Genomic DNA, 13,804 nt, shown 5'->3' with positions numbered 1-13,804 from the left:
GGCCTCGTCAAAATTTTCCGGATCAAGCCACGACTCGAACGCGGCACGGAGGCGCGGCCACTCGCCGTGCACAAGACGCCAAAGTATGGCCACAAGAACAAGCGCAACGCAAGCGAAGACGCCCGCGGCGATAGGCTGGTCGCATGAGTGTTCAGATTGATGCAGCCTTCGATCCCGTCCCTTCTCTCTCACGCACCACGAGCGTGAGCCTCACTACAGAGGCCACCACCGGCCACGGCGCGCAGGCCGTGTTCGTGGCTGCTGAGGGCGATCTGCCCGCATCAGTGGGTGCCCTAGACCGCGCGGCGCTCGCCGCCGCTGGCTTCAAGGCTGGCTCCAACCAGACCCTCGTGCTGCCCGGCAGCCCCCTCACGGTTCTCGTGGGCACCGGCAAGACCGGCATCGAGACCGACGCTGAACTGCGCGATGCCGTCGCCGCGTTCACTCGTGCGGCCCGCGAGTGCGGCCACATCGCGGTCGATCTCACCGAACTACTCAACACGGGCGAGTGGGATGCCGGCGTCGCTGTGCAGGCCGCCATCGAGGGTGCGGCCCTCGCCCGCTACCGTTACGACGCGCTGAAGAACGAGCCGGTCACGGTCGAACTCGCAGAGCTGACACTGCAGGTGCCCGCCGAGTACACCGAAGAAGCAGAGCAGGGGGTCGCCCGCGGCCTCGTGCTCGCCCGCACTGCGGCCGTCGCGCGCGACGTCGCTAACACGCCGCCGCGTCACCTCAACGCCGACAAGTTTGGCGAGATTATCGAGCAGATCGCCCCCGAGTTTGGCCTGGGCGTCGAGGTCTTCGACCTGAAGCAGGTCGAAGAGATGGGCCTGGGCGGCCTGCTCGGCGTGAACGCCGGTAGCGTGCAAGAGCCGCGCATGATCAAGCTGAGCTACCGCCCCGCAGACCCCGAGGGGCACCTCGCGCTCATCGGCAAGGGCATCATGTATGACTCGGGTGGCATCAGCCTGAAGCCTTCGAACGCGATGCACGCCGCCATGAAGTTCGACATGATGGGCGCGGGCGCGGTCTTCGCCGCCATGACCTCGTTCGCCGAGCTCGGCGTGCAGAGCGCCGTCACCGGCTGGCTGATGTGCACCGACAACATGCCGTCGGGTAGCGCCATGAAGCTGGGCGACGTGCTCACCATTCGCGGCGGCAAGACGGTTGAGGTGAAGAACACCGACGCCGAGGGGCGCCTGGTGCTCGCCGACGGCCTGGTGCTCGCGACCGAAGACACCGCGATCGGCGGCGAGCGCCCCGACGCGATCGTCGACATCGCGACGCTCACCGGCGCGGCAATGGCCGCGTTTGGCACCCGCACCGCGGCGATGCTCGCTAACAACGACCAGATCGCGGCGCAGCTCGAGGCCGCGGCTGAAGCGACCGACGAGAACATCTGGCGCATGCCGCTCGACCACCGTTACCGCGAACAGCTCAAGTCGAACGTGGCCGATCTGTCGAACATGGGTGGCGCATACGCCGGCGCGATTCTCGCGGCCCTGTTCTTGAACGAGTTTGTCGACGGCACCCCCTGGGGCCATCTCGACATCGCGGGCACGATGCAGTCTGAGAGCGATGACCTGTGGCGCTCGGTTGGCTCGACCGGTTTCGGCGCGCGACTGCTGGCCGAGTTCGCCGCCGCATTCGAGGCGCCCGACAAGCCCGAGGCCGCAGAAGCTGTGAGCGCCGAGTAACCAATGACCGCACTATTGGGCGACCAGAACGCCTACATCGACGCGATCGCCAAGTTCGTGGCCGCATCGCCCAGCTCGTACCACGCAGCCCACGAAGCTGCCGCGGCACTCACTGCGGCCGGCTTCGTCGGTCACGACGAGGCGGTCGCCTGGGCTCCCACCCAATCGGGCGCCCGCGGTTTCGTCGTTCGTGACGGCGCGATCATTGCCTGGCGTGCCGGATCGGGGGTGGGGCCGCAAAGCCCCGTGCGCATTCTCGGCGCACACACCGACTCACCCGGTTTTGTGCTCAAGCCGCAGCCCGATTTTGTGGCTGACGGTTGGGCGCAGGCGGGCGTCGAGGTGTACGGCGGGCCGCTCATCAACTCGTGGCTCGACCGCGACCTGGGGTTCGCCGGTCGCGTTGTGACGCGTGACGGCGCCGAGCACTTCGTGTGCACGGGCGCGGTGGCGCGCATTCCGCAGCTCGCGATTCACCTCGACCGCGAAGCGAACGAGGGGCTCACGCTCAACCGTCAGCGTCACACGCAGCCGGTGCTCGCAGTGCCGGGAGCGACGCCGGGCGAGGTGTCGGTGCTCGAGCTGCTTGCTGCAGCGGCAAACGCAGGTAACAGCGCAACCAGTAGTGCTGACAGCAACGCTGGCAGCGGCACGAACGTGTGCGCGAGCGACATTGCGGGCACCGACGTGCGATTGTTTGACACACAGCCGCCCGCTCGCATCGGGGCGACCGGTGAGTTCTTTGCCTCGCCGCGCATGGACAACCTGAGCTCGACGTTCGCGGGCCTCGTGGCGCTCATGGAGACGGAGCCGCAGCCCGGCACCATTGCCATGCTCGCAGCTTTCGACCACGAAGAGCTGGGCTCCTCAACGCGCTCGGGCGCCTGCGGGCCGTTTCTCGAAGACGTGCTGGCACGGCTGCGCGCCGGGCTCGGGGCGACGGTCGAAGACACGGCGCGTGCCAATGCGGCGTCGTGGTGCGTCTCGGCAGACGCGGGGCACTCGGTGCACCCGAACTACCCCGAGAAGCACGACCCCAACGTGCGCCCGCTAGCGGGGCGCGGGCCGATGCTCAAGGTCAACGCGAACCAGCGCTACGCGAGCGATGCCCACGGTGCTGCCCTGTGGCAGCGTGCGTGTGCGGCGGCGGGTACGCCGACACAGGAGTTCGTGTCGAACAACACCGTGCCGTGCGGTTCAACCATTGGGCCGCTCACCGCGACGAGACTCGGCATTCGCACCGTCGATGTGGGGGTGCCGCTCTTGTCGATGCACTCGGCACGCGAGCTCGCCCACGTGAACGACCTGCACGGTCTCGCGCGCGCGACCGGCGCGTTTTTCGCAGGGGCGTAATCGGGCAAGTAAGCAGGGCCTAGAGGGGGCGCGCCGCGCTCCCTCTAGGCCGCAGGGCTGATCTTTCGCTAGGATCGAGCTATGAGTGAGATGCAGCAAACGGGATCGGGCGGTGTCGCCCTCTCACGGGAGACGCTGTCGCCGAGCGTGCAGCGCATCGGTGACCGCGATATCGAGTTCACCTACCTGGGCACGAACGCCGACGGCCAGCCCACCTGGATCATGTGGACCCCCAGTGAGCCCTACCTCATCGGCATGCTGTGCCAGGGACGCATGGGCTACCACTTCGAGCAGCGCACCAGCACGGGCGTGCTGCTGCACGAAAACATCTCGCTCAGCCGCGTACAGCGCGCTCTCGGCGGCTAGTCTGCGAGCCTCACGCGCATCTCACCCGCGGCGCGGTTCGCGCGCTCCCAGCGTGCGGGCGTAGTCCTCTTTCACGATGTCGAGGTGCGTCCACGACTCAATCGCGGCGACCGTGGGTAGCGCCCGCAGATCCTCTAACGTTGCCAGCAGCGTGCCCGCGCTCGGGCCCACGAGCGTCGCGATGAAGTCAAAGTTCCCGTGCGCCGACGCCGCAAAATCAATCGCCTGGGACTCCATAATGAAGTCGCGAATCTCATCGGTCGCACCGCGCGCCGTGATCCCAATGCCGATCGCGAGGCGACTGCGTGAGATGCCACCGGCCTTGATGGCCGAGATCCGGATCACGCCCGAGGCGATGAGTCGCTGCACCCGGGCGCGTACAGAAGAGGGTGACAGATGCACCAGGTCTGCGAGCGTGCGGTAGCTGGCACGGCCGTCGTGCTGCAGATGTCCGATCAGCTCGTGGTCGAGCGCGTCGAGTTCGATTTCTGAACGCTGCTGTGACACAAAGAATCCCTTGAGGATCTCACCGTAGGTGGTCACGCGAATGCGCTCCACCCCGGGTAGCCTGCGAGCGTGCGCGAGCGTCTCGTGCAGCTCTGCTTGCCCAGCGTTGCGCGACTCGAATACGAGGGGGCAGGTGCCGCTCACGAGTGACACGAACACGGCACCCTCGAGGCGTGCTAGATCGGTGGCAACGGGGCGCGCGGGCCCATCGAGATCGACCATCGCGTGCGTGAGTAGGTGGTGGCCCGCAAACCCGGGATCAACGGCGGCGACTACGCGCAGCCCGCCCTGCGTGAACAAGAACTTGAGTCGGTGCGACACGAGGTCGCGTGAAACTCCAAACTGCTCGGCGAGGTCTTGAATGCTCGCACGGCCGTCGAGCTGAAGCGCGTGAACTAGCTCGGCATCGAGACGATCGTGGTGGGCGTCTGCGCCTGGGCCGAGCGGCATGCGTGTCTCCTTCTCGCTGAAATACGCGGTAGTGTCAGTCAGTCTACGCATAAAGTTCGTAGAACTTGGCGATTCTGCACGCTTTGAGAACAAATGAGCGCGCAATCGTCGCATAACAAGTGTCAACGCCTGTAGTTCTGTGTGTATATGGGTGGCCGCGCGCCACAATCTCGCCTAGAGTCGCAGCTATATTCGTGCGCTCGGTACACCGGGCCACGCGCTTTACTTTGAAGCGAAGGAGCTTTGCATGTCATCAACAGCCGCGCCCATCCAGGAGCGCACGCACAAACGTGCGCTTCGCGCAGGGTTCGCCGCACTCGTCGGCACCTCGATCGAATGGTACGACTTCTACATCTACGCGACCGCTGCGGCGATCATTTTTCCGCACGTGTTCTTCCCCGAAGACCTCGATCCGGCGCTCGCGACCCTCGCCTCGTTTGGCACGTACGCGGTCGCGTTCTTCATGCGCCCGCTCGGTGGCATCATCTTCGGTCACATGGGTGACAAGCTGGGCCGCAAGCCCGCGCTCACGATCACGCTCATTCTCATGGGCATTGCGACCACGCTCGTCGGCCTACTGCCGAGCTACGCGACGATCGGCATGTGGGCGCCGGTCATGCTGATCCTGTGCCGCATGGTGCAGGGCCTGGCCGTCGGTGGCGAGTGGGGCGGTGCGAGCCTCATGGCGGTCGAGAGCGCACCGTCGAAGTGGAAGAACTTCTACGGCGGCTTCACCCAGGTGGGCAACCCGCTGGGCGCGCTCATGGCGACCGGTGCATTCTGGCTGCTCGGATCGTTCGGCAACGACTTCTTGCTCGAGTGGGGCTGGCGTCTGCCGTTCCTGTTCAGCATCGTGCTGATCGGTGTTGGCTTCTGGGTACGATTCAAGGTCGAGGAAACCCCGGTCTTCGAAGCGAAGGTTGAGGGGCAAGAGCAGTCGAGCCCGCTGCTGTTCTCACTCAAGAACAACTGGTTTCCCATTCTCATGGGCTTCTTGATCATCGCAATGTCCTCGGGCGGCTACGTGGTCGCGACGACGTTCGTGCAGAACTACGCTGACACCCCCGAAATCGGTCTCGATCCGATGATTCTGCTGGGCGCGATGACGATCGCCTCACTCGTTGAGATGCTCGTGACGCTGCCGATTGCGGCCCTCGGCGACAAAATCGGCTCCAAGACGGTCATGTACCTCGGCATCATTCCTTCGTTCCTCGTGATGATTCCGCTCGTGATGTCGATTCAGGCGAAGAATGTGGCGCTGATCTGGCTGTTCGTGATTCTCATTCGTGTCACGCTCAGCGGCGCGTGGGCGCCGCTGTCAACGCTCATGGCGCAGATGTTCCGCCCCCAGGGCCGGTACACGTCCATGTCGCTGTCGTACGGCATTGGTGCTGCAGTGTGGGGCGGTCTTTCGCCCGTCATCGCTTCGACACTGCTCGTCGTCACCGGCGGCAACTTCTGGTCGGTCGTCGCGTTCTTTGGCGTACTGACACTCGCCGCCGCGATCGGCGTGAAGTTTGCGCCGCAGCACTCCGACCTGGCACCCGTGACCAAATCTTTCAAGGCCCGCCTTGACACCACCCACATCGACACCGCAGGAGGAACCAAGTAATGCGCACGCTCGCAACCTACGACGCACGCGACTCGCAGCCCACGATCGTCACGGCACAGGCGATCCTCACCGTCGATGAGGCTCGCCCCACCGCAGAAGCAATGCTGACTGCCGGTGGCAAGATTCTTGCGATTGGTTCTGTGGCCGAGGTTGAGGCTGCCGCGGTCGCGGCGGGCGTTCAGCCCGAGCGCGCAGACTACCCCGATGCGACGATCGTGCCCGGGTTCATCGATGCGCACGCTCACCCGCTGATGTACGGTCAGCTGCTCACCTGGGTCGACATCACCCCCGCAGAAGTCGCCTCGATCCCCGAGATCGTGACGCGCATGCGCGCGGGCGCCGAGAAGCTCCCGGCAGGTGTGCCGGTGCGCGGGTTCGGTTACGAGCAGCGCAACCTCGCCGAGCGTCGCCACCCCACCCGCTTCGAACTCGACGAGATCGCGACCGACCGCGAGGTGTACATCATGAACGCCTCCGGCCATGGTGGCGTCGTGAACTCGTACACGCTCGAGAAGTACGGCATCACAAAAGATACCCCGAACCCCGAGGGCGGCGAGTTCTTCCGCGACGCTGCGGGCGAGCTCACGGGTGAGCTGTCTGACGCCGCCTGCAACGTACTCACGGGCCTGCACGGCGTGAAGATCGGCCACCACGGCCCCAACTTTCACCTGGGCGATGAGCCCGCCGAGCACCAGCGCCAGCTCGACCTCGTGCAGCGCGAGTTCCTCGCAGGTGGCGTCACCGCGATCGGCGACGCCCAGGTGTCCAAGCGCGAGATGGCGGCCTACCTTGAGATGGCAGGCCGCGGCGCGCTCAACATGCGCGTCTCGGCCTACTTCCTGTCGCACCTGCTCGACCAGGTGATCGAGCTCGGCATCACCGGCCCGTTCGGCAACTCATTCCTGTCGGCCACCGGCATCAAGCTGTACGCCGACGGCACCCTGGGAGGCTGGACCGCCTACTTCCCTGAGGGCTACGCCGAAGACCCGTGCCGCAAGGGTCAGCTCTACCACGAGCCCCGCGAGTACACCGAGCTCGTGCGCAAGGCGCACGCGGCCGGTCTACAGACCGCGACCCACGCCCAGTCGCCCGTTGCCATCAAGATGGTCGTCGACGCGATCGAGGCAGCGCTTGAGGAGCGACCAGACGCAGACGCCCGCCACCGCATCGAGCACTGTGGCCTGCCCGCCGCCGAAGAGATCGCGCGCATGGCGAAGCTCGGCATTCGCCCCGTGAACCAGACTCAGCACTACTACAACTGGGGCGAGGGCGTCGAGCAGGCCATCGGCACCCCCGGTGAACGGTTCAACCCGCTCGGCGAGTTTCGAGACGCTGGCGTGCCCATCACAATCTCGTCTGACGCGCCGGTTGCCGAGCCACGCCCGCTCGAGGCAATCCAGGCGGCCGTGACCCGCGTGACCCGCCGCGGCAAGAAGCTCGGCCCCGACTCGCTGTGCATCAGCGCGGCAGAAGCACTCAAAGCGCATACGCTCGAGGGAGCAGTGTCGATCGGCCGCGAGAACGAGCTCGGCTCGCTCGAAGCGGGTAAGCGCGCTGACTTCGTGGTCCTTGCGGGCAACCCGCTTGAGACCACAGGCGCAGAAATTTCACAGATCCAGGTGTTCGAGACTTGGGTGGACGGCACGAAGCGGTTCGCCGCCGAGGAGGCATAACCAATGACGCAGATTGAGCAGAGCGCGAAGCGACTCACGACCGGTTGGCTTGTGATGGAGACCATCGCGGGCTACGGTGTTGACGCGATCTTTGGGATCCCCGGCACCCACAACCTTGAGTTCTACCGGCCGCTGGGGGCGCTCGGCATTCGTCCCGTGACCACGCGTCACGAGCAGGGCGCCGGCTACGGTTCTGACGGCTGGTCGCTGCAGACGGGCAAGCCGGGCGTCGTCATCACGACGAGCGGCCCGGGCTTGCTCAACGCGCTCTCAGCTGCGGGCACCGCGTACTGCGAGTCGCGCCCCATGATCATTTTGGCGCCCGGCCCCGCCCGCGGCGCCGAGTTTGCTGACAAGGGCACGCTGCACGAGACGAAGGATCAGCTGGCTGCCGCCGCCGCGATCGTCGAGTGGGGCCGCCGCGTACAGACCGCCGAAGAAGCGGTGCAAGCGGTGCACGATGCGTTCGAGCTGTTCGCGACGACGCGCCCCCGCCCCGTCTACATTGAGGTGCCGCTCGACCTGCTCGAGGAAGAGAACGACATCGATGCCGCGATCCTCGCAGCACGCGAGTTCGAGGCAACCCCAGCTCCGGATCAGGCGCTCGTCGCCCAGGCCGCCCAATTGCTTGCGGGCGCCCAGGACCCCGTGATCCTCGCGGGCGGCGGATCGCGCGGCGCGGCAGCCGAGCTGCGCGCGGTGGCCGAGCGGCTGCAGGCGCCGGTTGTGACGACCCTCAACGCGAAGGGCGTGCTCGACGAGCGTCACCCGCTCGCCATCGGTTCGGCGCTGCGCCTGGCCGCCGCCCGCGACCGTGCACAGAACGCAGACGTGCTGCTCGTTGTCGGCTCGAAGCTGGGCGAGGCTGAGCTGTGGGTCGACGAGCTCGAAGCGCGGGGCACCGTGATCCGGATCGATCTGCTCGAAACCCAGCTGCACAAGAACCAGCGTGCCGACGTGGGGATCGTGGGCGATGCGCAGGCCGCGCTTGCCGCGATCGATGCCGAGCTGGCCACGGCAGAGCTCACGCCGCGCGACGCGGCGGCAGTGGCGGCGGGCGTCGAAGCGACTCGCGCCGCTGTGCGCGCCGAGTCCCTCGAACTCTCGACGGTGAACACGCTGCTGGCCGAGGCGATTGCGGGCGCGCTGCCAGACAACGCGATCGTCGCGACTGACTCCTCGCAGGTGGCGTACTGGGGCCTGCTCAACACGCTGCGCGTGGCCACGCCGAACTCGACGCCCTACATGGCCACGTACGCGACTCTGGGGTACGGCCTGCCCGCGGCATTTGGCGCGCGCATTGCTGCTCCGGATCGCCCCGCGTTCACCGTGACCGGTGATGGTGCGCTCATGTTCTCAATGAACGAGTTCATCACGGTGATCGAGCAGCGCCTCGATGTGACCGTGATTGTCGTCGACAACGGTGGCTACGCCGAGATCAAGCAGAACGAACTCGACGCCGAGATCGCGCCCGTGGGCGTCGACCTCGTACAGCCCGACTGGGCGGCCGTGGCGACTGCGTTCGGTGGCAATGGTCAGCGCGCAGCGAACGTTGCCGAGCTGAACGCAGCGGTGGCCGCAGCCGTCGCAGGTGGCGGACTGCAGCTGATCCACATCGACCAGGCAACCTTCGACGCCTCGGTGGCTGCCGCATGAGCGCCGTGAAGCCGATCGCCGTCTACACCGACGCCGATGACACTGACATCACGCCGGGCGTTGCGCTGCTGGAGGAGGCTGGCTTCGAGGTGCGCGTGCTGAACACGCGTGACTCACAAGCGATCATCGCGGGCGCACAGGGGGCAACCGTGCTGCTACCCGGCTACGCCTCCGTGACCCGCGAAGTGATCGAGGCACTGCCCGAGCTCAAGATCGTGGCGCTCATGTCGATGGGCTTCGACTACGTCGATCTCGATGCCGCCACTGAACACGGGGTGTGGGTGACGAACGTGCCCGGCGCCGCGACCGAAGAGGTTGCGACCCACGCGCTCGCGCTCACCCTGCACGCGGTGCGCCAGCTCGACTTCTACCTGGAGTCTGCAAAGCCCGGCACCTGGAACGACCGCGCCCCCGTGGCGCCCCCGCGCATGAGTGAACTCACGCTCGGTGTGGTGGGCCTCGGCAAGATCGGCCGCGAATACATTCGCGTCGCAGGGCCGCTGTTTGGGCGCGTGCTCGGCTACGACCCGATGCTGCCCGACACCCCTGAGGTGCAGGCCGATCTGGCTGCAGCCGGTGTGACCCGTGCGAGCCTGGAGGAGGTGCAAGCGCAGGCGAACGTACTCTCGCTACACCTGCCGCTGTTCCCCTCGACAGAGAAGATGATCAACGCCGAGTTTCTGGCGGGCATGCCCGCGGGCGCTGTCATCGTCAACGTGTCGCGCGGTGGCCTCATCGACAGCGACGCTCTGGCGGCCTCGCTCGACGCCGGGCACCTGGCCGCTGCTGCGCTCGACGTGCTGGAGGAGGAGCCGCCCGCGGCTTCGCACCCACTCGTTGGACGAAGCGATGTCGTGCTCACGCCGCACATCGCGTACTTCTCGACTCGCACCGAGATCGAGTACGTGCGCATCCAGGCGCAGAACGCGGTGTCGGTGGTGTTCTCGGGCGCTCCTGATTCGCCCGTCAACACGCTCGCGTGAGCCGGGCAGTGGCCCGTGCGAGCCGTTCAAGGCCCGCAGCGATCTGATCCGGAGCTTCGAGTGAGAACGAGAGCCGCAGGTGCCGGTCTCCCGTGCCATCGGCAAAGAAGCCGGGTCCGGCGATGAACACGACGCCCTCTTCCACCGCGAGTGTGAAGAGGGCGTCTGCGCTGTAGCCCTCGGGCAGCGTGGCCCATACGAAGAAGCCGCCGCTTGGGCTGGTCCAGGTGGAGCCCGCGGGGAGCGCCTCGGCTAGCCCCGCGAGAAGCGCCTCGGCGCGCTCACGGTAGAGCGCGATGGTCTTGTCGAGCGTCGCGCGCCAATCGAAATCGCGCAGGTACGCAAGCGCGAGGTGCTGGCTGATGAGCGAGGGATGAATGAGAGTCGCCTCAGACAAGAGCAGCAGCCGATCGCGCAGCGCACGCGGGGCGTACACCCACCCGATGCGAATGCCGGGGGAGAAAATCTTGCTCATCGAGCCGAGGTAGATCACGTCGTCGTCGTGGGCCTTGATCGGAGCGATGTGCGCGCCGGCGAAGCGCACGAGCCCGTACGGATCGTCTTCGATCACGGTGACGCCCGCGTCCTTGCAGATCTGTGCGATGACGGGGCGGCGAGCGGCAGACAGCGTCACGCCCGCGGGATTGCTGAAGTTGGGGATCGTGTAGAGCGCTTTGACGGTGCGGCCGGCCGCGCGCAGCTCGATGATGCGGCGCTTGAGTTCGTTGGGAATCAGGCCGTGCTCGTCGCACGCGACATGTTCGACGGCTACCTCCAGCCCCAGAAACGTGCTGATTGCGCCCACGTAGGTGGGGGCTTCGGCCAGCATCACGTCGCCCGGGTCACACAGCATCGCCGTAACCAGTTCGATGCCAAACTGCGAACCGGCGGTGATGAGGATCTCGTAGGGGTCGGGGGCGAGACCTGTTGTGCGCATCAGTAGCGCGAGCTGCTCGCGCAGCGGGGCAATGCCCGACCCAGCCCCGTACTGCAGCACCTCGAGACCCTGCGCTTTGACGAGGTGGGCGGCCGCCTCACCGAGCGCGTCGAGCGGCAGCTGCGTGAGATCGGGGTTGCCGCCGGCGAGTGAGATCATGCCCGGTTCCATCGAGACGTCCCACACCGACCGCACGGGGGAGGGACGAAAGAAGCGCTCGCGCCTTGCGAACCTTGCGTGTGGGGCCGGGGATTGCATGGCGCAGCTCCTCTCGAGCAGGCACTGGTCGATACCCCCATGCTGCCAGCGTGCGCGGCGTTTGGGAAGAAAGTGGCGCAATTATGCGGATCCTGCACTGCGACCCGCCCGGGAATCGCCGTTTTGGGGCCTCGATTTGCGGGGGTGGGAGATGGTCGCGTAAAGTCATATCTTGTTAGCGAGGAAGTCAAGAAGAAGTTCAGAATGAATCGCTTCGGCCCCATCGTTTAGTGGCCTAGGACACCGCCCTTTCACGGCGGCAGCACGGGTTCGAATCCCGTTGGGGTCACTGAGGAACTTGCTAACACACAATTGAATATGTAAGGCCCTGTAGCGCAGTTGGTTAGCGCGCCGCCCTGTCACGGCGGAGGTCGCGGGTTCAAGTCCCGTCAGGGTCGCCAGATGAAGAGCCCTTCTTATGGAAGGGCTTCTTCGTCTCAGGTGACAAGTTCTTGAATGAGTCGCCTGGCTCTGTAGCTCAGTTGGTAGAGCGTTCGACTGAAAATCGAAAGGTCACCGGATCGATGCCGGTCGGAGCCACGTAGCGGAGATTACACCGCTGCTGAACCCCCAAGAGGCTTCTACTCTTGGGGGTTCCTTTATTTTCGGCGCTGGTAGCGTGGGGCCCTGTGTCGCGGTCGCCAGCCTGCGCACTCTCTTCTTCTTGTGTACTCCCGTCGCCATCCTGCGCGACGCTGCTTACGGGTCGTCCTGCGCGCTCCAGTCGTTTTCCTGCGCGGCGCTACTTGCCGTCATCCTGCGCGACGAAGGAGTCGCAGGATCCACGTCGGCCCGAGCCGGCACGCCGCGGCTCTTTCGTACTCATTCACCATCTTGATCCATGATCGCGACACAACTTGTGCTATCTTTGCGCTACAAGAAGTTGAGAGTGGAGTGATGACATGGATGTTTTGTACTGGCTGGTCTGGCAACTCAAGGAAGTGTTTCCCGTTGAGATGGCGCTCACGCTCGGAGTCGTGTTCTTCGGGCTTTCGTGGATTCGTCCGCGCAGGATCATCTCGTTCTCCCCGGGCACGAGGCGTCTCTCGGTGCTCACGGCGACGGGGGTGGCGGGGTCGCTCGCGGTGCTCGCTGTTGCTTCCTTGGCGAACGCGCTCGCTCTTACCGATCCTTTGCAAACGAACTGGGGCGGCTGGTGGCAGCGCCCGCTCCCTCTGCTGGCCGCGGCGTGCGTCATCGCTCTTGCTGCGATCATGATGAAGCGCGCACCGATGCCGCCGATGACTCAGGGCGCGATCGTGCCGCGGCGCCATTGGTGGGCATTCGCGTCGCCCACGCTGCTCTGGCTTGCTGCTGCCTGCGCTGTGGCCCTTCTGTTCACCGTCACGTGGCACTCGGCTATCGGGGTGTCGGCTCCTGCAGGGGCCGACCGTTACGGAATCGGCCCGCTGCAGAAAGACCTTCCGGTGTACATGGCAGCGCCCGATGGGGTCGGGTACATCTGGGGTGCGGGCTGGCCTCACCACCTCGCTACTATGGTCGTCTTACTCCTAGCCGCTGCGGTGCTCATGCGGGCGCTGGCGAGTGACGCGAATCGTCCAGGCTTCGCGTTGGGCGCAGCCGGCGGCGGGTTCGAGGATCGCAGAGTAACCGCGCGCCTGTTCACCCTCGTCTTTCTCGGCGGCGTGCTACTCACCCTCGGCGCCGTGTGGGCGCACATCGGGTTCATCGGCGAGTTCATCGTCGGCATCTATCCTCAGATACCAGGCAGGGGCGGGCAGCCGATCGTCAATGTCGGCACGGGATACGGGGACTTCGCGTTCCTGATGCACCAGGGCGGGTACGTCCTCCAGGGTGTTGGCGCCGCGCTCCTGCTTCGGCTGGCAATCGATTCCATCCGTGCTCGCCGAGTCGTGACCAGGGACCGGCAGGCCCCTGCTGAGTGCGCGGAGGCCTCAGTAGGCACGAGCACGGAGATCGTGCAATGACACCCTCGGACTCACCATCGCTGCGTACCGCCGAAGACATCACGGACCTCTTCCGCGGTGCCATCCGTTCAGGTCAGCTCGGTGGTGGGGAGCGCCTCCCGACCGTCCGGCAAACCGCCCGCGACTTCGGTATCGCCCAGGGTACCGCTGCAAAAGCCTACCGAGCCCTCGAGCAAGAAGGACTCGTCGTGACTCGAACTGCCGCAGGAACACGGGTCGCCCCCGGGGCCGCACGCGCACCGCAAGCAGTCGTCGAACGAGCACGCGCACTCGTTGAAGCCGCCTATGAATCGGGCACCAGCTTCGACGAAACGACGAGCGTATTGCGCGCCCTCTGGCCGACCACCACCGACTGAACCG

Annotated in this window: 11 protein-coding genes and 3 tRNA genes; 12 read left to right on the top strand and 2 right to left on the bottom strand. The window is 65.8% G+C overall.

The features are described from left to right. The first annotated feature begins 143 nt into the window (after window positions 1-143). The 3 genes from ACXR2W_RS02405 (at window position 144) to ACXR2W_RS02395 (ending at window position 3,419) form a co-directional block, all read left to right on the top strand. Window positions 144-1,700: a leucyl aminopeptidase family protein gene (locus ACXR2W_RS02405; RefSeq protein ID WP_458811567.1), complete on the top strand. Its 1,557-nt coding sequence runs from the start codon at window positions 144-146 to the stop codon at window positions 1,698-1,700. Window positions 1,701-1,703: 3 nt separating this feature from the next. Then, on the top strand, window positions 1,704-3,053 hold the full coding sequence (locus tag ACXR2W_RS02400) for a M18 family aminopeptidase (RefSeq protein WP_458811565.1): 1,350 nt from the start codon (window positions 1,704-1,706) through the stop codon (window positions 3,051-3,053). Window positions 3,054-3,134: 81 nt separating this feature from the next. Beyond that, window positions 3,135-3,419, top strand: coding sequence for a hypothetical protein (locus tag ACXR2W_RS02395; protein ID WP_458811563.1), 285 nt, complete (start codon window positions 3,135-3,137; stop codon window positions 3,417-3,419). A gap of 21 nt (window positions 3,420-3,440) precedes the next feature. Here ACXR2W_RS02395 and ACXR2W_RS02390 read toward each other — a convergent pair whose 3' ends face one another. Continuing rightward, on the bottom strand, window positions 3,441-4,376 hold the full coding sequence (locus ACXR2W_RS02390; RefSeq protein ID WP_458811561.1) for an Lrp/AsnC family transcriptional regulator: 936 nt from the start codon (window positions 4,374-4,376) through the stop codon (window positions 3,441-3,443). Between the two features lie 247 nt (window positions 4,377-4,623). Between ACXR2W_RS02390 and ACXR2W_RS02385 the strand changes: the two genes are divergently transcribed. From ACXR2W_RS02385 to ACXR2W_RS02370, 4 genes are read left to right on the top strand one after another with little or no spacing between them, the layout of a single operon-like run. Further along, window positions 4,624-5,988 carry an MFS transporter gene (locus ACXR2W_RS02385; RefSeq protein ID WP_458811559.1) on the top strand — a complete coding sequence of 455 codons (1,365 nt, stop codon included), beginning with the start codon at window positions 4,624-4,626 and terminating at the stop codon, window positions 5,986-5,988. After that, complete coding sequence (locus ACXR2W_RS02380) at window positions 5,988-7,661, top strand: amidohydrolase (RefSeq protein WP_458811557.1); 1,674 nt, start codon at window positions 5,988-5,990, stop codon at window positions 7,659-7,661. The genes ACXR2W_RS02385 and ACXR2W_RS02380 overlap by 1 nt, the downstream gene beginning before the upstream one ends. Window positions 7,662-7,664: 3 nt before the next feature. Next, window positions 7,665-9,317, top strand: a complete 1,653-nt coding sequence (locus tag ACXR2W_RS02375; protein ID WP_458811555.1) for a thiamine pyrophosphate-binding protein — start codon at window positions 7,665-7,667, stop codon at window positions 9,315-9,317. Continuing rightward, a complete protein-coding gene (locus ACXR2W_RS02370) occupies window positions 9,314-10,300 on the top strand; it encodes a C-terminal binding protein (protein ID WP_458811553.1) in 987 nt (328 codons plus the stop codon). The genes ACXR2W_RS02375 and ACXR2W_RS02370 overlap by 4 nt, the downstream gene beginning before the upstream one ends. On the opposite strand, the gene ACXR2W_RS02365 is transcribed toward ACXR2W_RS02370, so the two are convergent. Continuing rightward, window positions 10,284-11,495, bottom strand: coding sequence for an aminotransferase-like domain-containing protein (locus tag ACXR2W_RS02365; RefSeq protein ID WP_458811551.1), 1,212 nt, complete (start codon window positions 11,493-11,495; stop codon window positions 10,284-10,286). The two genes, ACXR2W_RS02370 and ACXR2W_RS02365, sit on opposite strands and share 17 nt — an antisense overlap. A 216-nt stretch (window positions 11,496-11,711) precedes the next feature. Between ACXR2W_RS02365 and ACXR2W_RS02360 the strand changes: the two genes are divergently transcribed. The 5 genes from ACXR2W_RS02360 (at window position 11,712) to ACXR2W_RS02340 (ending at window position 13,800) form a co-directional block, all read left to right on the top strand. Then, window positions 11,712-11,784: transfer RNA gene (locus tag ACXR2W_RS02360), tRNA-Glu, on the top strand. A gap of 35 nt (window positions 11,785-11,819) precedes the next feature. Further along, a tRNA-Asp gene (locus ACXR2W_RS02355) sits at window positions 11,820-11,896 on the top strand. A gap of 66 nt (window positions 11,897-11,962) precedes the next feature. Continuing rightward, window positions 11,963-12,035 (top strand) — tRNA-Phe (locus ACXR2W_RS02350). A 362-nt stretch (window positions 12,036-12,397) separates the two neighbouring features. Next, complete coding sequence (locus tag ACXR2W_RS02345) at window positions 12,398-13,444, top strand: hypothetical protein (protein ID WP_458811549.1); 1,047 nt, start codon at window positions 12,398-12,400, stop codon at window positions 13,442-13,444. Beyond that, the gene (locus ACXR2W_RS02340) at window positions 13,441-13,800 is read left to right on the top strand and encodes a GntR family transcriptional regulator (protein WP_458811547.1); all 360 of its coding nucleotides are present in this window, start codon (window positions 13,441-13,443) and stop codon (window positions 13,798-13,800) included. Before ACXR2W_RS02345 ends, ACXR2W_RS02340 begins: the two co-directional genes overlap by 4 nt. Window positions 13,801-13,804: the final 4 nt, after the last annotated feature.

The organism is Leucobacter faecis (assembly GCF_054456695.2).
This window is presented reverse-complemented; position numbering and strand designations above follow the sequence as displayed.

Coding starts and splice junctions, on each gene's coding strand:
- ACXR2W_RS02370 (WP_458811553.1), top strand. CDS start 9,314: ATGAGCGCCGTGAAGCCGATCGCCGTCTACACCGACGCCGATGACACT.
- ACXR2W_RS02390 (WP_458811561.1), bottom strand. CDS start 4,376: ATGCCGCTCGGCCCAGGCGCAGACGCCCACCACGATCGTCTCGATGCC.
- ACXR2W_RS02340 (WP_458811547.1), top strand. CDS start 13,441: ATGACACCCTCGGACTCACCATCGCTGCGTACCGCCGAAGACATCACG.
- ACXR2W_RS02380 (WP_458811557.1), top strand. CDS start 5,988: ATGCGCACGCTCGCAACCTACGACGCACGCGACTCGCAGCCCACGATC.
- ACXR2W_RS02405 (WP_458811567.1), top strand. CDS start 144: ATGAGTGTTCAGATTGATGCAGCCTTCGATCCCGTCCCTTCTCTCTCA.
- ACXR2W_RS02395 (WP_458811563.1), top strand. CDS start 3,135: ATGAGTGAGATGCAGCAAACGGGATCGGGCGGTGTCGCCCTCTCACGG.
- ACXR2W_RS02345 (WP_458811549.1), top strand. CDS start 12,398: ATGGATGTTTTGTACTGGCTGGTCTGGCAACTCAAGGAAGTGTTTCCC.
- ACXR2W_RS02385 (WP_458811559.1), top strand. CDS start 4,624: ATGTCATCAACAGCCGCGCCCATCCAGGAGCGCACGCACAAACGTGCG.
- ACXR2W_RS02400 (WP_458811565.1), top strand. CDS start 1,704: ATGACCGCACTATTGGGCGACCAGAACGCCTACATCGACGCGATCGCC.
- ACXR2W_RS02375 (WP_458811555.1), top strand. CDS start 7,665: ATGACGCAGATTGAGCAGAGCGCGAAGCGACTCACGACCGGTTGGCTT.
- ACXR2W_RS02365 (WP_458811551.1), bottom strand. CDS start 11,495: ATGCAATCCCCGGCCCCACACGCAAGGTTCGCAAGGCGCGAGCGCTTC.